The following is a 19,078-nucleotide window of genomic DNA, read 5'->3' on the forward strand; positions in this document are numbered from 1 at the left end:
GTTCTTTATGCAAGGCAGAGGCTTTGAATTGTAGTTGCCCTACCTGATAAGCCGATAACATAGCAGAAAGGAGCCACAAACGCTGCCCGAAGGGTTCGGCTAAAAGCGTTTTACTCTTTGTTGAGAGGTGTTGTGCTTAGAATGACTAGGCGACAAACCTCTCGCCGCGATTAAAACGCTTTTATCTCGAACAAAATTTAACTGCAAAAGGTCAACAGACCCTTAGTAAACTTATGTTTTTGTTATATAAATACTAGTCGGGCAATAACCAGTGGTGTAATTACTTACGCCTCTGGTTGAATAATCATCTAGACTTACATCTTGACACTCCAAAATCGATTCAAGGAATGAGTCCGGATGTTACTGACTAATATGTCTATTAAAAGTAGACTATTTATTCTGTGTCTGATACCTACGCTCGCTATTCTTGCCTTCAGTGCCAATTTAGCGAAGGACTTTCAGGGCAGGCTCCATAGCTATCAACTGGTGGGTGAGAAGAATGACACCATCAGCTTGCTTACGGAGTTTTCTCATCACCTTTATGTTGCATTCAATCGACGTTTAAACGGCCAAAGCGCTAATTCTGCTGTGATGAGGGCGCAACAAACAATGTTGATTATCGCTCAGACCGCCCATACCTCTGAACATGTTCACCATGGAATTCAAACTTCGAACCATGCAAATAGCTACATTGAAGAGCTTCAATATCTTTTGCCAGAGCTCCTTTCTTCAGACAAAGCTTCTACCATCGAACTAGGGCAGTTGATCTACACCATTTACCATGATCTCCTTGTCGAAATTGATCGTCTTGAAAGTCATGAGGCTTCACCCCTGATTCATAGTCTGGATATTGTCTTATCTGATCTCAGTTGGCTTTACTTTTGGATGGAAAGAGAAGCATGGTTAACACAAGAAATTAAATGGTTAGAGTGGCAATATTCTGATTATGCAGAGGAATACTTTCGGATTCGAGAAAGGCAGCAGTTGTACCTAGATAAGTTTATTAATTTAGGTGCAAGTTCTAATCAAGTAGAGGCTTTGCTCGACATTTTTGCCAGTAGAGAATTTCAACGTGGTTCTGTGGTGAAAGAGGCGCTACTAAATCATTCTGGAGAACGTATACCACCCTCTGAATTTGTTGAAATTATCCATACACGTAATAAAGCGGTCGAGAGCCAACTGATGGCTTTTTCAAACACATTAAGACAGGAGCTTAACCAGAGTATTCGTAGCGCCAAACAAGGTCTCTGGTTAATCGCCATTGCAGGGTGTTCTGTGTTTATCGTGATGTTTGCTTGGGGAACAAGCACGATATACCGGATCAATTCCAAATTGGCCAAGATCATCAGTGTTATGGGACAGCTAAAGGAGAAAGATGGTGCAGAGCAGATCCCGATAGATGGGAAGGATGAGTTTTCATCATTTGCTCACCAACTCAACCATATTATCGAACAGCAATCAGACTATAAAAAGAATTTAGTCAAAGCCAAAGAGAGTGCGGAAGCGGCAAACAAAGCAAAGAGTATTTTTCTTGCCAACATGTCCCATGAAATACGTACGCCACTTAATGGCATCATTGGCATGACAGAGATTCTCTCAGATAGTCACCTCACTACGGCGCAGAGAGAGATCCTAACTGATGTGGACACCTCATCTCATGCTCTATTGCTACTCATCAACGACATCTTAGACCTATCTAAAATCGAATCGGGTAATTTGGCGCTATCCATTCGTAGCGTTGATCTAAGAGATATGGTGTATGAAACGCTAAGTATGGTTTCTTCGAATGCGCTTAAACAGCAAGTAGAGTTGCAGGTTGTATATTCACCTACGCTGCCCGCTTCTATCGATATTGATGACTTCCGCTTCAAACAAGTGGTTATGAACCTGCTCAGCAATGCTATCAAGTTTACTCATAATGGTGTTGTGACCATTGAGCTGGGCACCCATTTCGGCGATTTACAATGTCATGTGATAGATAACGGGATCGGTATTTCAGAGGATAAGCTTGGCGATATATTTAAACCTTTCACCCAGGAGGATGGCAGTATTACCCGTCGCTTTGGAGGTACTGGCCTCGGATTAGCCATCTGTAGCCAACTTGTGGAGCTCATGGGGGGAAAGATAGAGGTCAAATCAACAATCGGGATAGGAAGCCGTTTTTCAATTACCTTGCCGTTGAATATTAGTGACGAACAAGCGGATAGGCTAGATTTATCAGCTCGCGGAGTTCTAATTGCCAATGACTCGCAATATTTACGGCTGATTGTTGCTGAAAGTATACGTATCGGAGTGGAGTTAGAGGTATACCACTCAGTTGAGGAAATGTCCTCAAACGGCAATGATGTTCCGTTCATTCTATATTGCACTGAACGCAGTCGAAGCGCGCGCAAAGATGTCGCTAAGATTAGAAGCTTATACCCTTCTGCCCAGGTCATCGGTATGAACCATCACTTATACGCAAAACCAGAGTTAGATATACTTCTCGGTGCTTCAGTTACCCTGCCGCTATTGGGCCACCGATTTAGGTCAGTCTTAGAAGACGCGTTGAGTCGGAATCAGCTCAGTGACATGAGTGATAGTGAGTCCCCGCAAGAGCTTTTTCCTCTTGATGTCAAAAAGGTGCTAATCGTCGAAGATAACTTAATGAACCAAAAAATCGCCTCTTTTTTCCTCAACAAAATCGGTATTGAGTATGTGATTGCGAGCAATGGATTAGACGCAGTCAATGCAGTGAAGACCGAAGAAAGGTTCTGTGCAATTTTAATGGACTGCATGATGCCAATTATGGATGGTTTAACCGCGACGCGAGAAATCCGCCAATGGGAACAGGAAAAAGGAAAGGAAAAAGTGCCAATTATTGCGTTAACCGCGAGTGTATTACCTGAAGAAATTCAAAGCTGTTTCGACGCAGGAATGGATGCTTATCTTCCGAAACCATATAAATCTCAACAGCTTTTCGATACTTTTGAACGTTTAAAAGTGACGCTTTAATTCGCCTGTTCGATTTCTTTTAAATCATCTAACGGAAGCCAGTTAACTTTAACGCCCGCCTGTAAGAACATTTCTTGACTGACTTTGATTTTGTCTCCCCAGCGAGATAAGAAATCAGGCGTTTGTTCAGGACAATGAACGGCAGAAATACCGGTTTGAATGATCTTTGCCGCACAGTTAGGGCAAGGAAAGTGAGTCACCCAAATTTCACATCCATCCAGATCGCGCTTTGCAAATAAGATCGCATTCTCTTCAGCGTGAAGCGTCTTTAGATACTTCATTTCTCTATCATCGGTCATTGCACTGTCTGAAATACCGTGAGGGTAACCATTAAAACCAACTGAAACGATGCGGTTTTGTTTTGTGATGACAGCGCCGACTTGAGTGGAGGGATCTTTACTCCAAGAGCCAACTAGTTCTGCCATTTGGTAAAAGCGTTGCGCCCATTTTGAAATCATTCAATCTTCCTCTAGGAGATGGTTAGCAATTAGACCGAGACTGGTGTAGTGCTAAAAATAAACGTTATGTGATGTGGATCTCCACATAATATCCTAGTTTAACGTCGTATAGTCCAGAAAAAACCGCTGGTAGGAGAAGTGAACAGTAAAATAGTGGCAGATTAGTGGGATTTTGGTCACCTTTTATTGATGGTGCTTGATGAGTTGAAATCGGAAATAGTCCCATATCTGTGTGCGAGATCTCTTACAAAGCCGTGAGCATTATGAGAAACGAACGCTGAGAAATTTGGATGTTTGTGTCATAAGTGCATGAAACTAATGGTTATGTATGTTTCTTGAACGGTCGGGAAATTGCTGAAAAGCGAAAAATAGCGTTGTGAAAATAATGGTGAAGCCATAATCTTAAGTTGTCAGCAGGGAGCAGACACGGAACAGGAAAGACCCAAGGAACGGTCATCTTCAGGACGAAGATTCGATTATTCAGGATGAATAATTGGCATGGAAAGCGAAGGACATTGGCTGGACGCTAGTAACTAGGATGGTTACACAAGGATAGACAATGGACGCTTAACGGACTAAGGCAATTTCTATCAGGATGATAGAGTCAGGGACACCGCTTAAGGATAAAGCGATGAGAGTTAGCGAGGATAGCTAACGGGCTGGATTGCCAAGGACACCGCTAGGATGGCGATGATAAGGAAAGTGCTGAAGGATTCAGCGTACTATCAAGGAATAGATGCAGGGAGCACCTATTAGTAGCCGGATTGCTGCGAGTAAGAATAGAACCCCACTAGGCGAGAGCTTAGTGGGGTTTTCTTTTGTCTAGATAAAACATGACTTGTTCTAGAATAAAAAAGGGAAGCAGCCGCTTCCCTTTATGCATTCCACACTAATGTCCTTTTAGCGTTTGAACGTCACTTCTTCTTGGCTATCAAGATGGATTTGAGTCGTTGCTGGCTGTGTTTCAGCAATCACCTTACCGTTACGAACAGAGTAACGCACAGGTACTTGGCGACGTACTGCATCAAAGCCATTCTCTGCCGGTAGGATTAGTAAGCTACCTGGCTTGCCTTGCTCTATACCGTGTTTGTCTTGGATGTTTAACGTGCGCGCTGAATTAGTGCTGATTAAATCCAAACCATTGTTGATCTGATCGTAACCCATGACCTGAGTAACATGTAGACCCATATGCAGTACTTGTAACATGTTTGCTGTACCTAATGGATACCAAGGGTCAAACACGTCGTCATGACCAAAGCAGACATTGATACCAGCGTTTAGCATCTCTTTCACACGAGTCACGCCACGGCGTTTCGGATAATCGTCAAAACGGCCTTGTAGGTGAATGTTCACTAACGGGTTAGCCACGAAGCTGATGCCTGACATCTTTAATAGTCGGAACAAGCGGGATGCATACGCGCCGTTGTATGACCCCATAGCGGTAGTGTGGCTCGCTGTCACTCGATCGCCCATTTGATATTTGTGTGCTAGGGCAGCCAGTGTCTCAACGAAACGTGATTGCTCATCGTCAATTTCGTCACAGTGAACATCGATTAGGCGGTCGTACTTACGAGCAAGTTCGAATACATAGTGAAGTGACTCGACGCCGTACTCGCGAGTGAACTCAAAATGGGGAATCGCACCGATAACATCAGCGCCTAATTGCACCGCTTCTTCTAGCAGTTCTTTGCCATTTGGGTAAGAGAGAATACCTTCTTGCGGGAAAGCGACAATTTGAATGTCGACCCACTCTTTCATCTCTTCTTTAACCTCAAGCATTGCTTTTAACGCGATTAAGGTTGGATCAGATACGTCTACATGAGTACGAACATGTTGGATACCGTTAGCGATTTGCCACTTTAGGGTTTGTTTCGCGCGGCTTTTTACATCTTCAATTGAGAGGAGCTCTTTGCGCTCCGCCCAACGTTCGATACCTTCAAATAAGGTACCTGAGATATTCCAGCTAGGTTCACCTGCCGTTTGAGTGGTATCTAAGTGAATGTGAGGTTCACAGAAAGGTGCGACAGCTAAGCCGCCCTCGGCATCTAGAATATTACCGTCAAAAGCAAGGTCTGCATCGTTGTCGAGAATTTGCTTAAATTGACCGTCCTCAATAAGGATCTGTTTTAGACCTTGTTGATTGCGTAGCGTCGCGTTTTTGATCAATAGCGTTGTCATGATGCTTCCTTACGCTGTTTGTGTTTTCAGCGCGTGTTTGTTGAGAATTGGGTTTAGGATAGCGTAGCAAAGTGCTCCACCAAGTACAGCATTTAGCGGTACTACTCCAGGAATGAACTTGCCTGCGGCTACGCCGATTGCAACAGCGATAATGCCAGCCCAGTTAATGGTTTGGAACTGCGCGTTTGCAAAATCTTTGTAACGTTTACGGTTGATTAGGAAGTCCGCGATGATAACGCCACCAATCGGTGGAATTGCCGTCGAAAGAAACGTCAGCCAACCGACAAAGTTATTGTAAAGCCATAGCGCGAAGATGGTGCCAATGATGCCGTTCATGATCGACATAGTGGTGCTAGAACGACCTGTAATGTTAGAGAATCCAAGGCCAGAGGCATACAGCGCGTTCTCATTCGTTGTCCAGATATTCAAGCCAAGCACAATGATAGCCGGTAGCAACAGGCCCTGTGCGATCATGACGTCAGAGATGTCCGCTTGACCAGTCGCTGCGGCACCTGCAGCGCCAAACATGAACATTAGCGAGTTACCGATAAAGAATGCCACCATAGTGACTAAGACCGCGCTAGCTGGTTTTTTACCAAATCGAACGAAGTCAGCGGTTAGCGTACCCGCGCTAACAAATGAACCCACTACCATGGCAAGCGCAACAGAAAAATCCATTGGTGTTTCAGGCTGAATGAGTTGCAGCTGTTCGAAACCACCTACGCTATCTACTGCTATAGAAACCGAGTAGCTACCAAGAATGGCAATCGCAGGTACAGCAATCGCTGATAAGACCATTAGGGCTTTAATGCCGAAGTAAACCGTGGCTGTCATCAGTAAACCTGACACAACAATCAATGTATTGGTATCAATGCCAGTCGCCTTTTGTACTGGGATGGCAAACATTGCAACACCGACGCCAAACCAACCCACTTGAGTACCGCCTAATAGAGCAGAAGGAAGCCATGAGCCTTTAGTACCAAAAGAGAAGCGAGCAAGAAGGTGAGTAGAGAGACCAGTAGAAGCGCCAATGTAACCAAGAAAAGAGGTGTAGATACCGAGAATAAGGTTACCAATGAGAACAGCGAGGAAGAAATCATTAAAGGAGAGGCCAGTACCAAGAGAACCACCGGTCCACATACTTGCGGAGAAGAAAGTGAGTCCAAGCATTACCATGGTAAGTGAAGCGACTCCTTTCCTTGCCGTTTCCGGCACGGGTCCAAGACTGTAGTTATTGTCCGCAGCCATTTATAACCTCCGCAAATAGATTATCAATACAAATTGTAGGTAAAAATTAGTTAAACGGCGCGTATTATGGTGATATAAATCACGGAGTCAATGCTTTATTGATAACTAAATCGATTGCGTGCAAGTCTGTTTTGATAATAATCATAATAACCAATAGGTTATAATTTTTATGACTTTAAAAAAATATCGGTATGAATGGATAGTTAGGGGGTAAGTTGTTTAATTTACTTCAATAAATGATACTGATGGGTTGTAGTTGTTATAAATGACGTACTGTTTGAGTTGTGGCTAGTTTAAGAAGATAGACTGCTAGATCTTTGCTCGTTTTTTACAATCTAACGAGCTTTTTCCAATGTTAACACAAGATAAAGTGCAGATTTTTAGACATTAACCTTGATATTGTAACCAAGTGGCTGTTTTATCAGTTCTCCAGTTCTCCAGTTCTCCAGTTCTCCAGTTCTCCAGTTCTCCAGTTCTCCAGTTCTCCAGTTCTCCAGTTCTCCAGTTCTCCAGTTCTCCAGTTCTCCAGTTCTCCAGTTCTCCAGTTCTCAAAAAACAAAAAGGCCAACCTCAAGAAGTGAGATTGGCCGCTATAAATGTGAACAAAATGGGTTCACTAACAACGTCAGTTGGCTAGGTGACCCTCGGCTTAATTAAGGGTCGCTATTACTATTGCACTATATGTGCCAACTTTAATAGCACCAAATTGCTCTTAAATTAATCAATTTTAGGACATTTCTGTCATTCTAATTGCATATTGAAATTGCAAAATGCAAATAACCACAAAAGTGCTAATGACATAATGGTAACTTATCCAAAGTTATAACATCACTAAGCTTGCTGTTCCTAGGAAGGCAAAGAAGCCGACAACGTCGGTCACCGTCGTGAGAATGACAGACCCCGCAAGCGCAGGATCGAGTTTCAGCTTATCGAGGATAATAGGGATCAGAACACCAAACAGAGCCGCGGTGATAATATTGACCACAATAGCAAGTGCTATGGTGGCGCCAAGGATAGTTGATTGAAACCATAATCCTGCGAGACCGCCTATGATTAGCGCCCAAAGCAAGCCATTAATAGAGCCAATTCCAATTTCGTTTTTTAGCAGCGCCCAGCGGTTACCTGAAGTGATCTGATTAAGCGCCATGGCACGAATCATCAAGGTCAGTGTTTGACTCCCCGCGATTCCTCCCATTGAAGCAACAATCGGCATCAGTACCGCCAATGCAACGACTTGCGCGATCACATCTTCAAACAAACCAATAGTCACAGACGCCAGAATCGCTGTCATTAAGTTAATACCAAGCCAGACACCACGTTTTTGCGAACTCTTAAGTACTGGGGCGAATAGATCGTCCCCTTCATCCATACCAGTTCCCGCCATTAAGCGGGTTTCGTAGATCTCCCTTTGAGTCGTAAGAGCAAAGTGCCAATCAACTTCTCCGACCAAAACTTGCTTGTCGTCGGTCACTGGCATCGCCGATAAAGAGGAGCGTTCCAGAGCTTCAATGCTCTCAGCCAGCGTCAGCTTCGCATTGAGCGTAAGTACATTCTCAATTGAGATGTTTTTGAGTCTTTCGTTAGGTTCTGCTCTAAGAAGATCGATGTAACTGACTAAACCACGAAACTGCTTGCGCTTATTGATCAGGTAAATGTGCTGAGGAGCGTCGTAGCTGTAGCGCTCCATAAGCACCTTCGCTTTGTCCACGGAGATATTAAAGGGCAGGGTCACCACTTTTCTTTCTGCCCATCGTCCAAGTTGATCATCTTCATATTCATTAGCCTGATCGTAAAGCTCTAGCTCATCTTTTTCGATAAGTTGCAGTGCTTCATTTATGATCTCATCAGGCAGTGAATCAGCCCACTCGATTAAAGAGAGGTTATCTAGCTTAGCTAAGGTGAGTTTAAGCTCCGTTTCAGACAGCTCATCAATGATAGAGTGACGCACTTCGGCACGAGCTTCCGTTAACACCTCGATGTGGAGTTCAAGTGGAAGCCCTCGCCATAGTTTTACCCTGTCTTCGATAGGGAAGGCTTCGAGAATCAGCGCGACGGAGCCAGATTCCAATCCGACTTCGATTAGATGATTGAGAATGGAGACTTGACCGCTCTCTTCTGCTTGTGCGACTTGTTCAATTAAAATGGAGAGGTCTTGAAAGTGGCTCACTGAGCACCTCGTAAACTTGATAATTGGCTTAACTGGTTATCAAAGTACTCTAAAGTAGCGGAAAAACAATACCTTGTTATGTAGCGTTATCTAGATAAGGCGTGACCAGCCGATGAATGTTGACTTTTGCACCAATTCTCGCGGCCAACAGGTACATCCCACCTATTTTTCTATGTAAAAACAATGCATCAGCAGGTGGTGTATGCCAGTAATCTTGTTCTAGGCTCAAAATGGTTCCAGCTTCTCTCAGTTTTTGTGCTAAACCACTGGCTTTAAAATCATACTCTTCATCAAGCAGCATGGGTTCACAAGCCATTTTTACTAGGTTGAGCACGGCGTCTCGTTGCTCTGGCAGGATCGTTTGACTGAAGAAACCAATTTGGGTTAGTGCATCATTTAACCCTTTCTGATCTTGTGCCAGCACTGAGGCAAAGGCATGTAAGTAGCCTTTACTAAACTGCTCGCTGTATTCCCGAGTCGCACCAAAATCGAGTAAGCCAATTTGTTTCGTTTCTTGGAGATAAAGGTAATTAGCGAAGTTAGGATCTGTCTGAACCATCTTTAACTCGAACAGCTCTTTAAACAGTAAGTCGAGCAGGGCAGTCATAACGTCGTTTTTAGTTTGTTGGTCGAACTCCTCTAGTGACTCGATGCTTTGCCCTTCGATAAATGACATTGTGAGAACGGAATCAGAGCTACTATTTGAGTGGATCTTAGGTACAACAAACTTTTGTGAGCCTTTAAGCGCCATGTGGTAACGCTCCATAAATTCACCTTCACGCTGGTAGTTCGCTTCGTCATGCAGTTGTTTCTTTGCTTCTTCTAGCAATCCTTTGTAATCGACAGACTCTGGAATCAATCCAACGATTTTTAGTAAAGTCCCTACGTTGTCTACATCACTGTCGATGCTCTTTTTAATTCCTGGGTATTGAACCTTTACGGCAAGCTTTTCCCCCTCATCGCTATAGGCTTGATGTACCTGACCAATAGAGGCGCTAGCTATTGGTTTAAAATTGAACGCCAAAAACTCACTTTTCCACTCTTTTCCTAAAGAGTCGACAAGAGCCGCATTTAATTGTTTTGAAGGCATTGGGTCGGCATCTGAGCGTAATCTTGATAAAATTTCGGCTAGTTCTGGCTCCAAGACATCACCCGCATCCATTGATAGCATTTGGCCTAGTTTCATCGCAGCGCCGCGTAAATGTGCTAACTGATTCGTAAGGCGAGTGATGTTTTGCGGAGTAAGAATGAGATCTCTTGCTTTCGGCCTATTTCCTTGCGCGATCTGTTTCGTACCTTCTGCGAGGACATTCCCTGCTACACGAGTCGCCAGTGAAGCAAACTTGCCGAGTCGAGATATACGATGAGTTGGAAGGTTTTTTTCCTTATCGGACATAGACATCTCCTGTATGAGTAGAACATTTATACGTCAAATTCAGCAGAGGAGATACAGTCAGAAAACAAAAAGACCGCTATTGCTAGCGGTCTTAACATCTTAAATGGAATAGAAGAAGTAGAGCTGGGACTTCATACGAATGATGATGCCGCGAATTGCATCTAGAAATGCCATAAAGCCAATGGGTTTATCGCCACTGATCCAAGCTAAGCCAACAGAGCCAACAGGAATGTCATAGTCGTCAGTTTCTTCGATTTTCAATCTAACAAAGTGATGCTTGTTTTGTAGGTTTTGACCCGTCGTTGTACGCACTGGTTGATCAAATCCAAGTAAGTTACCCTGAGATTCACCGGTCGCCTCAACGATGCCTTCAACCTGAGCAGAGAAGATCTTGCCCGGGTAAACAGAAGAAGCAAACTCTGCGGCATGGCCCGGCTTAACATTTCTTATTGCCTGATGATTCACACGCATAAGTACATATTTTTCATCGGTATACATTTGAAGTCTAGGCATCATAGAGACACGCTGCCCTTCACGAAGAATAAAGTTAGTAACGAAACCGTCAGCCGGAGCGTATACCTTGGTGCTGTCTAAGTCCCATTGTGCTTTAGCGAGCTTCTCACGAGCTGTCTTCCAATCGGCCTGTTTACTTTTTACGGTCAACTTGGCCTTAGTTATCGCGAGCTTAGCTTTATCGGCATCCACTATTCTGGTATTTAGTTCGGACTCGATGGTTGAAATATTGTGTTGTGCTTTCTCGACAGCTGTCTCTTGTTTGTCGATATCACTCGCGGTGATGGTATTTTCCACGACACGGTTTTGCTCTTGATAACGCTTAAGCATTTTAACTTGCAGTTTGTGATCGACTTTGGCTGCTGCTAAACGGCTTTCTGTGGTCTTCACCTCTTGCTGCATAGATTGATACGTTGCTTGAGCAATAGCGATATCTTCTTTTGCTACTTGGTAAGCCACGTCTGCTGATTCTTCTGCAACTTGCGCTTGATTGAGCGAGATCTGGTATTGGGTAGGATCGATTTCGTAGATGAGCTGACCTTTTGAAACTTGTTGGTTTGGCTCAATATAGATTTTGTCCACTTTACCTGTCACATTTGGCGAGTCAGGACGCAGCTGTATGTGCGGTGATTGAACTACAGAACCACCAGAGAGATCCATTGGCGTAAAGTTGATCAGTCCAACCCAAACAAACATTAGCCAAGAGGCGCCACCTAGATAAGCGAATGACTTAGTCGCTTTGTTCCAAGGCATACCAACAAGGCGAAGCAAATAGATAAACAGTGCCCAGACGGCTAAACCTTCTAACATTACGCTTCTCCTTCTGTGTTGTTACTTTTTGGGGCATGACGCCAGGTATCGCGCAGGTTGATGATGGCTTTTTCCATATCAACGAAGGCGAGAATAACGGCGACAACCCAAACCCAGTGCCAGATGAAACCAATCCATGTGAGTGCCGTTATCAATCCAATTTGATGATGATCTTTGCTATGGGCTTTATTGATTGGTAGTTCGTGGAATTTCCAAAATCCAAATAATGCAGCGCCGACGGTGGCGACAAGGACAACAGTAGCGACAACGTGCAATATGGTATCGGCATTTGTTCCCACGAACGGGACACTTAGTAAACTCATTCAAGGCTCCGAAGTAATAACAGAGCTTGATTGTGATCTAGAATTGAAAAAGTCGATGGGTTGTGACAGATTAAATCACATGATGCGAGATATTGAATTGATCTGTAAATGGATAAAGTGAGATTTATGCGAGCTATAGGTATTTACAACATGCACCTAGAAGCTTACAAGCGCTATGACTTGATTGAGGGCTCCCTTGGGATCCCCGATGAGGTTTTTCACAACCCGATGACGCTTATTCCCCTTTCAGAAGTAAATCAATGGTTTGCCAAGCTTGAACAAATGACGGGCAATCCAGACATTGTGCTAGAACTCACGCGTGACAACAATATTGCGCGAGTGGGGGCGATCAGTCACTGGCTACTGTCTGGAGTTGACTTTGCTTCAACGATACGACGCATGAATTATGGGCTTAATAGTTTGCAAAATGGTGCGTTTTTATCTGCCGCTTTAAGTGGCTCCATCATTAAATGGACTTACCGCAATCCCCACGTCAGTCCGCAGGTCAAAGTCCATGATAGTGTTCGTATGGCAGTCGTGTTGGTAAAAGTGATGAGGCTCTATCTTGGTCCTGATTTTAGTCCGTTGAGAGTACGCTTATCAGGAACTCGTAGCAACATAGAGAAATATCGAGCGTTCTTTGGTTGCGACATTGACTGGAGTCATTCATGCACTGAGATTTGGTTTCACTCCGAGGTTCGTTTGGCTACCAAGCAACAGTCTAGTATCCGCAAGGGACGACTTGCGATGAATTTCTCTGACTTGGATGAACTGCTCAATATGCCGGATGCCGAAGATGAAGTTAAAGTGATTTATGAAGTGCTCAACTACAGTCGTTTTCACGGTTTACCGACACTTGAGCACGTCAGCAGTTTATTGGGAATGTCCACACAGCAGTTTCAGCGTGCATTACGCAAGCTAGGAATGAACTTCTCTACCGTCTGCGGATATGTTCTGAGTAACATTGCTGTCTCTATGCTGACCAAAGGTGTCGCTATTGACGAGATAGCACGTCGGCTTGGCTATCAGAATATCGCCAGTTTCAATCGGATGTTTAAGAAAAATAGAGGACTAACGCCCATCCAATATGTTCAGCATTACTGCTTAGATGAGCGTTAAGCATGATGTCACTTGCCTTGTTGATCATGCCAGCGTGAACCATAGGCTTGGCTGTAGTCTGGCGTTTGGCTGTGTTTGGAATCTGGCATTGCCTTCAGAGGGCCAACAACGGTTCGATACGGAAGGAAACCAGCAAAAGCAGTGAGCCCCATGTCGCTGAGGTCATCATTGACGTCTCCTTTGCTGACTTTTACTGAAGCTTCGGTTAGAGGAATGGCGAGTAACATTGTGCTGTTTAGCTCTCGTTCGCTGCTGAGTCTGACGTCATTGGTTCTTCCGGGAGCGATTTGCTCAACAAAATGATTCAGCAATCGATCTTTTTCGTGCATTCCTGCTATCTCGGTAAACTGACCAAGTACAACTGCACTTCGATAATGAGCGCTATGATGGAACGCGCTCCTTGCCAAAACCCAGCCATCGAACAAAGTGAACGTTAAACAAGTAGTGATTCCACTTTTTAAATTGCGCATCAGTCGACTGTTGTTGGCACCATGAATATAGACGGTATTTTCTACTCGCCATGCCAGCATCGGGATGACATAGGGTTGCTCACTGTCCGAGATGGCTATGTGAGCCACTAATGACTCGTCGATAATGTCGTACAACGCTTGTTGCTCGGTAACCGCTTTATGAGCCCCTTTCTTAAGTTCAGTTCTTTTGGTTGCTGATAACATTGCTTTGCCTCCTGCAAATATTTGATTTACAGAAAATGTACCTTTAAATTGGTACTAAATTTAGAGCCACTTCTATTTGATGGATGGATCCACTTATGGCATTGATCGATATTGGCGATCTTCAATTAAGTACTGAGAGTTGTACCAAGCAAGATGCGTTGTTCAACGCTGTTAGGGATAAAATCGTAGGTCAGTTATGGGGAAAGGGGCTAAAACTTCCGTCAACACGCAAATTGGCAGAGGAGCTTAACCTAAGCCGAAATACGGTGATCCATGCGTATGAACAGTTGCATGCTGAAGGTTATTTGGAGAGTCGAGCTGGCTCTGGCTACTTTGTTGCGCTTGAACTGCCAGACCAGTTCGTGACAACGGCTTATCAGTCCATTGAACCAAGCCGCCCGGTTAAAGCTGCTGATTACAGTCGCGCGTTTTCGCCCGGTGTTCCGGACCTCGGCGAATTTCCAACCCAGAAATGGCAAAGATTGCTGTCCCGCCATATCAGCCGAGTAACCCTACTGGGTGGGCAAGATATTCAAGGTGACGGCAGCCTTCGACAAGCACTTGCAAGTTACTTGGCGACGAGCCGTTCAGTGGTCTGCGATCCGGATCGGGTAGTCATTACGTCGGGAGCACAGCAAGCATTGACGATAGCGGCTTTACTGACCTTGAAAGAGGATAACAGCATATTGATGGAGCAGCCGGGCTATGCGCAGATGGCTAAAGTTCTCAACTTGCTTAAATGTGATTGGAGCCCTGCGGTCGTTGTCCCTAAATTAGGTTTGGATTTAAACCTAGTTGAAAGCAGCAGTAGCAAGGTGATTTACGTCACCCCTAGTAACCAATATCCGCTTGGCACGACCTTAGACATTAATCAGCGTTTAAGGCTAATTGAATGGGTGAAAAACCGTAATGGCTGGATAATTGAGGATGATTACGACAGTGAATTTCAGTTTGCTCACCGCCCATATCCAAGTCTTCAAGGCTTAGCGGCTAAAACAGGTCATGATCAACACGTCATTTACGTAGGTTCACTAAGTAAAGTGATGTTCAATGGCTTACGACTAGGTTATCTGGTTTTACCCAAATCCATGGTTGAACAAGCGCTAAGTATAAAAGATGCGCTAAGTGGTGACTCTCCAAGTCATACTCAAGCTGCTCTAGCGGATTTTATTGCCGAAGGCGACTTGGTTCGTCATATTAGAAAGATGCGTCGTTTGTACAAACAAAAACATCAGATGATGCTGACTATGATCGAACGATACTTTCAAGGGAGTTTAGAGGTGATCAGCCAAGCGGCAGGGCTGCATGTCACGGTAAGGTGGCGAGGACATATTTCTGAAACCGACTGGGCTGAACGTGCGAGCTCTTGTGGCGTTGTGATTCGCCCTTTTTCTTATTACGAGCAGCATGAAGACGGAATGCAACGTGATTGGTCTGGCGCAGTCTTAGGCTTTGGTAATGTTGGCCTAGATGAAATAGAGCCAAATATTCGCATCCTTGCCGAAATTTTCAATTCGTGATGTTATTGATTAAGGTGTAATTAGAGGGAGGAAGGATTCGTATGTGTCGATGGTTAGCTTATCAAGGAGAGCCAATTTATCTCGATGAGTTGGTTTACGAACCTGAACATTCATTGGTTCATCAGAGTTTAGAGGCGCGCAAGGCGGTCACAAGAGTGAATGCCGATGGATTTGGGTTAGGGTGGTACACAGAGCGAGATACACCAGGGCAATTTCATGAGGTCCTTCCTGCATGGGGAGATGAAAACCTTCGCTCCCTCACTCATCATATTCGTTCTCATCGGTTTATGGCGCATGTTCGTTCATCAACGGGTACACAAGTCTCACGGTCTAATTGCCATCCTTTTATCAGTGAAAACTGGATGTTTCTCCACAATGGTCAGATTGGAGGTTTTGAACAGGTTAAATTTGAGTTGGAACGTCAACTGTGTGAGTCGCTGTTTCTGAAACGTATGGGTACGACAGACAGCGAGTTAATCTTTCTGCTTATGTTACAAAATGGCTTAAAGCAGAGCCCTGTTGAAGCGATTAGAAACACTCTATCAATGATCAGTAACCTCATGACTGACAAGCAAATTGAGGAGCCGTTAAAAGCTTCAATTTGTGTTTCGGATGGAAACCAGTTTTGGGCAGTTCGTTATAGCTCAGATCAAGAAGCTCCCACCGTTTTTATCAAACAAGATGGCGCGAATATTGTCTTGGCTTCAGAGCCGTTAGAAAAGAGTCCTGAATGGAAAAAAGTGAGCCCTCAGACGATTCTAAATATCTGCTTAGACAAAGTGGATTCATACGCTATTTAAACAGCAGGCAATGTTCAGTTTCTGCCCAATGAATCTGAGAATTGAGAGAAACACAGAACAGTCTAGCCAATTTAAGTCAAAACGGCCTTGAGCTAATTGTTAGCAGACCAATTTACCATGCTCTACTATTGATAGAGTAGATACCTAATCAGTGAGATCAGTTGGTTAGGTATTTTGACCGGTGGGGAGCGATGTATGGTACGAAGGTTATTGGCTTTGTCTTTGTGTATATTGAGTTTTTTTTCCTACGGAAAAGAGACGCTTAGAATTGTCTATTATGACTCGTTTCCTCCATATTCATATACCAATGCAGCTGGCGAGATGGAAGGGATATTGGTAGACATAGCAAAAGAGGTTCTGGAAAAGCAAATGAACCTTGATGTGTCACACGAAGGATATCCTTGGAGTCGAGCACAAAGAATGGTGTTCAATGGGCAAGCAGATGCCTTTATAACGGTACCAACACCGGAAAGGCTTAAATACGTCAATGCAGCGAAAGAGCCTGTATTTAACACGCCAATTAACTTGTTTACCTACAAAAATCACCTGCATCTGAACAAGCTAGAACAAGTGTCTAGCATAGAAGACCTGAAAGACTTCGTCATTCTAGATTATGTAGGAAACGGTTGGGGAAACGAAAATTTCCCCCAAGAGTCTTACACTAGGATTATCGAGTCTGATCTCTCTGTCGCATTGCAAATGCTTGCCAAGAAAAAAGGAGATGTTGTAGCCGTTGACAAAGTCGTGGCCGAGTTTCTCTTATCTAAGCATGATCGACGCAACTTGATCACTGAGCTTCCCGTTACTTTAACTGTTGTCCCTTTTGCGCTGTGTATTTCTAAAGCATCTGAGTTCGCTACGATACTAGAGGAGTTTTCCGAGCAAGTGCTGGCATTTCGGCAGCAAGGTGGAGAAAGAGAAATACTGGCCAAGTATAAGTAACGTCATACACTATTTGATCCGCTGGCTGCGCGTGACTTTTTCCATGGTAGGCTGAGTAGTGCAAAGACGGTGACAGCATAGAGCATCGACCAACCAAGGCACACAAATACAGCCGAGCATAGAATCAACGAAACAGCAGCAAGGTATCGACTCAAGCCCGTGAGTAGCTTGTAGGCTGCAAGCATCGCTAGAAGGTAGACCAACACAAAAATGCCATTGGCGAGCTTGAGGAAGAATTCCAAATCCAATCCTGACAACTCTCCCGCGACACAAGAAAGCAGAGCAACACCGCCAACAGCAAAGGTAGCATTAGCTGGTACACCTTTAATTGATAGTCTAGCTAACGCGCTATTTGGGCTGTACTCCTTGGCCTGTGCCCATACCATGCGAGATAAGCTTTGAGTGTAGAGATTGACACTTGCAAAGCACGCCCCAAAACCCACGATACTGATTAAGGCTTTGAACTCTGGACCAAACAGATTTTCAGAGATCCAAGGAATCGATGTGCTATCAAACACAGATGAACCGTAAGCGCCCATTTTTAACACTATGATTGAACATATCCAGTACGTTGCTCCTGCGATAAAACAGCCAATTACAATCGCAATAGGAAAGTCTCTTTGAGGGTTTTTGAACTCTTCTCCCATATGGGCGAACGCTTCTATACCGACGAAACACCAAAACATGACTCCTAGTGCCAGACCGACAGACCAGAGGCTATCGCCGTTGAGTGGCGGCAGGATCAAATCCTGAGAACTAAAGCCGCCTTTCCACCAGAAAGCAGCGACAAGAGCAAAAATAGATAAGGCAATAACGGTTTGTAACCTGCCTGAAGATTTTGCGCCAGCGAGATTCACTCCGACAAGCAAAGCCACGGTCAGCACCTGGGTAAACAGAGGAGAGTTGATACTTTCGGGCATTAGCTGCTGTAAAAATCCAGCCGCTAACGCAATGGCGGCCGGTACACCGACAGGAACGACACTAAGAAATAACCACGCGACGCTTTTCTCAAGCTTAGAGTTAAATGCCTTACGGACAAAGTAAGCGGTACCTCCAGCACTAGGGTAACGTTTACCAAGTTGGGCGAAAGTGAGCGCAATAGGGCAGATTGCAACAAATAGGATTAACCATGCCCAAAGGGACGCATGCCCCGCGATACCTGCTGCTATTGCTGGCACCATGAACAGCCCAGTCCCCAACAGTGTTGTCGATAATTGGCCGATGCCTGATAGCAATGTTATCTCTTTTTTTAGCTCACTCATTATGCTCTCCCTGCATCATGTTCGGTTTTAAAACAAGGTTATCTTAAGCGGCTTAGGTATGCATTAGTCAATTCGTCACCGATAGCGGTCACATTGTCAGTTTGTGGTTTTAGAACTGTCAATTTGACTGCTTTCATCTCTTGCAATTTTGTGTCACATTGCAATCAACCAACAGGATAAGTTGGCGTAAATGGGAAGTAGAACATGGACAAATTTGACCGGAAAATCATAAACATCCTAAAACTTAACGCTAGGGAGAGTGTGAGTGATATCGCTAGGAAGGTGAATCTCTCACGCACGGCAGTAACGGCGAGAATTCAAAAGCTCGAACATGAAAAAGTGATCCTTGGCTATCATGCAGATGTGGCGAAAACTGAGAGCAAAGAGCTTATCAAAGCCTATTTGGCCCTTAAGTTTGATATGTCGAGCTCGACTCAGTACTGCGAAACCTATGCTGATCTGATTTATCAGATTGATGGTGTAAAGTGGTGTCATGCGATTAGCGGAGAAACTGACATGATGCTGTACGTTGAAGTTGATTCAATGACTCGACTGAATGCCATTCGTGATGAATTGCAAAAGATTCCCGAACTTCGCCATCTCATGACTCACACTGTTCTCAATGAATTTTTTAATACGCTAGGTCAACAGACCTCAAACACATAGCGCTCAAT

At 44.3% G+C, this 19,078-nt stretch carries 15 protein-coding genes; 6 read left to right on the top strand and 9 right to left on the bottom strand.

Annotated elements, in window-relative coordinates:
- Positions 1-357 precede the first annotated feature (357 nt).
- Positions 358-2,994 carry a hybrid sensor histidine kinase/response regulator gene (locus AC6R16_RS16965; protein WP_500675155.1) on the top strand — a complete coding sequence of 879 codons (2,637 nt, stop codon included), beginning with the start codon at positions 358-360 and terminating at the stop codon, positions 2,992-2,994.
- Here AC6R16_RS16965 and AC6R16_RS16970 read toward each other — a convergent pair.
- The 7 genes from AC6R16_RS16970 to AC6R16_RS17000 all read right to left on the bottom strand — a co-directional run bounded on the left by AC6R16_RS16970 (position 2,991) and on the right by AC6R16_RS17000 (position 12,087).
- On the bottom strand, positions 2,991-3,452 hold the full coding sequence (locus AC6R16_RS16970) for a dCMP deaminase family protein (RefSeq protein ID WP_004745093.1): 462 nt from the start codon (positions 3,450-3,452) through the stop codon (positions 2,991-2,993). The genes AC6R16_RS16965 and AC6R16_RS16970 overlap by 4 nt on opposite strands.
- A 900-nt stretch (positions 3,453-4,352) precedes the next feature.
- On the bottom strand, positions 4,353-5,630 hold the full coding sequence (locus tag AC6R16_RS16975) for a cytosine deaminase (RefSeq protein WP_500640396.1): 1,278 nt from the start codon (positions 5,628-5,630) through the stop codon (positions 4,353-4,355).
- Between the two features lie 9 nt (positions 5,631-5,639).
- Complete coding sequence (gene codB, locus AC6R16_RS16980; protein WP_500675156.1) at positions 5,640-6,878, bottom strand: cytosine permease; 1,239 nt, start codon at positions 6,876-6,878, stop codon at positions 5,640-5,642.
- A gap of 820 nt (positions 6,879-7,698) precedes the next feature.
- Positions 7,699-9,045, bottom strand: a complete 1,347-nt coding sequence (locus AC6R16_RS16985; RefSeq protein ID WP_500675157.1) for a magnesium transporter — start codon at positions 9,043-9,045, stop codon at positions 7,699-7,701.
- A 76-nt stretch (positions 9,046-9,121) separates the two neighbouring features.
- A complete protein-coding gene (locus AC6R16_RS16990) occupies positions 9,122-10,441 on the bottom strand; it encodes an ABC1 kinase family protein (RefSeq protein ID WP_500675158.1) in 1,320 nt (439 codons plus the stop codon).
- 99 nt (positions 10,442-10,540) lie between these two features.
- Complete coding sequence (locus AC6R16_RS16995) at positions 10,541-11,764, bottom strand: HlyD family secretion protein (RefSeq protein WP_500640392.1); 1,224 nt, start codon at positions 11,762-11,764, stop codon at positions 10,541-10,543.
- On the bottom strand, positions 11,764-12,087 hold the full coding sequence (locus AC6R16_RS17000; protein WP_069668382.1) for an MFS transporter: 324 nt from the start codon (positions 12,085-12,087) through the stop codon (positions 11,764-11,766). The genes AC6R16_RS16995 and AC6R16_RS17000 overlap by 1 nt, the downstream gene beginning before the upstream one ends.
- A gap of 108 nt (positions 12,088-12,195) precedes the next feature.
- Between AC6R16_RS17000 and AC6R16_RS17005 the strand changes: the two genes are divergently transcribed.
- On the top strand, positions 12,196-13,206 hold the full coding sequence (locus AC6R16_RS17005; RefSeq protein WP_500675159.1) for an AraC family transcriptional regulator: 1,011 nt from the start codon (positions 12,196-12,198) through the stop codon (positions 13,204-13,206).
- Positions 13,207-13,214: 8 nt separating this feature from the next.
- Here AC6R16_RS17005 and AC6R16_RS17010 read toward each other — a convergent pair whose 3' ends face one another.
- Positions 13,215-13,880, bottom strand: a complete 666-nt coding sequence (locus AC6R16_RS17010; protein WP_500675160.1) for a pyridoxamine 5'-phosphate oxidase family protein — start codon at positions 13,878-13,880, stop codon at positions 13,215-13,217.
- A gap of 95 nt (positions 13,881-13,975) precedes the next feature.
- On the opposite strand from AC6R16_RS17010, the gene pdxR reads away from it, so the two are divergent.
- The 3 genes from pdxR (at position 13,976) to AC6R16_RS17025 (ending at position 17,142) form a co-directional block, all read left to right on the top strand.
- Positions 13,976-15,400, top strand: a complete 1,425-nt coding sequence (gene pdxR / locus AC6R16_RS17015; RefSeq protein WP_500675161.1) for a MocR-like pyridoxine biosynthesis transcription factor PdxR — start codon at positions 13,976-13,978, stop codon at positions 15,398-15,400.
- 41 nt (positions 15,401-15,441) lie between these two features.
- Complete coding sequence (locus tag AC6R16_RS17020; protein WP_500675162.1) at positions 15,442-16,200, top strand: class II glutamine amidotransferase; 759 nt, start codon at positions 15,442-15,444, stop codon at positions 16,198-16,200.
- Between the two features lie 195 nt (positions 16,201-16,395).
- Complete coding sequence (locus AC6R16_RS17025; protein WP_500675163.1) at positions 16,396-17,142, top strand: substrate-binding periplasmic protein; 747 nt, start codon at positions 16,396-16,398, stop codon at positions 17,140-17,142.
- Positions 17,143-17,144: 2 nt separating this feature from the next.
- Here the strand turns inward: AC6R16_RS17025 and yjeH are convergent, their stop codons facing one another.
- Positions 17,145-18,404 carry an L-methionine/branched-chain amino acid transporter gene (yjeH, locus tag AC6R16_RS17030; RefSeq protein WP_500675164.1) on the bottom strand — a complete coding sequence of 420 codons (1,260 nt, stop codon included), beginning with the start codon at positions 18,402-18,404 and terminating at the stop codon, positions 17,145-17,147.
- A 204-nt stretch (positions 18,405-18,608) separates the two neighbouring features.
- Between yjeH and AC6R16_RS17035 the strand changes: the two genes are divergently transcribed.
- The gene (locus tag AC6R16_RS17035) at positions 18,609-19,070 is read left to right on the top strand and encodes an Lrp/AsnC family transcriptional regulator (RefSeq protein ID WP_500640385.1); all 462 of its coding nucleotides are present in this window, start codon (positions 18,609-18,611) and stop codon (positions 19,068-19,070) included.
- Positions 19,071-19,078 lie beyond the last annotated feature (8 nt).

Source organism: Vibrio sp. R10-SG3-ISO10, assembly GCF_059834185.1.

Coding starts and splice junctions, on each gene's coding strand:
- AC6R16_RS17010 (WP_500675160.1), bottom strand. CDS start 13,880: ATGTTATCAGCAACCAAAAGAACTGAACTTAAGAAAGGGGCTCATAAA.
- pdxR (WP_500675161.1), top strand. CDS start 13,976: ATGGCATTGATCGATATTGGCGATCTTCAATTAAGTACTGAGAGTTGT.
- AC6R16_RS16995 (WP_500640392.1), bottom strand. CDS start 11,764: ATGTTAGAAGGTTTAGCCGTCTGGGCACTGTTTATCTATTTGCTTCGC.
- AC6R16_RS17005 (WP_500675159.1), top strand. CDS start 12,196: ATGGATAAAGTGAGATTTATGCGAGCTATAGGTATTTACAACATGCAC.
- codB (WP_500675156.1), bottom strand. CDS start 6,878: ATGGCTGCGGACAATAACTACAGTCTTGGACCCGTGCCGGAAACGGCA.
- AC6R16_RS16990 (WP_500675158.1), bottom strand. CDS start 10,441: ATGTCCGATAAGGAAAAAAACCTTCCAACTCATCGTATATCTCGACTC.
- AC6R16_RS16970 (WP_004745093.1), bottom strand. CDS start 3,452: ATGATTTCAAAATGGGCGCAACGCTTTTACCAAATGGCAGAACTAGTT.
- AC6R16_RS17035 (WP_500640385.1), top strand. CDS start 18,609: ATGGACAAATTTGACCGGAAAATCATAAACATCCTAAAACTTAACGCT.
- AC6R16_RS16965 (WP_500675155.1), top strand. CDS start 358: ATGTTACTGACTAATATGTCTATTAAAAGTAGACTATTTATTCTGTGT.
- yjeH (WP_500675164.1), bottom strand. CDS start 18,404: ATGAGTGAGCTAAAAAAAGAGATAACATTGCTATCAGGCATCGGCCAA.
- AC6R16_RS17025 (WP_500675163.1), top strand. CDS start 16,396: ATGGTACGAAGGTTATTGGCTTTGTCTTTGTGTATATTGAGTTTTTTT.
- AC6R16_RS17000 (WP_069668382.1), bottom strand. CDS start 12,087: ATGAGTTTACTAAGTGTCCCGTTCGTGGGAACAAATGCCGATACCATA.
- AC6R16_RS16975 (WP_500640396.1), bottom strand. CDS start 5,630: ATGACAACGCTATTGATCAAAAACGCGACGCTACGCAATCAACAAGGT.
- AC6R16_RS17020 (WP_500675162.1), top strand. CDS start 15,442: ATGTGTCGATGGTTAGCTTATCAAGGAGAGCCAATTTATCTCGATGAG.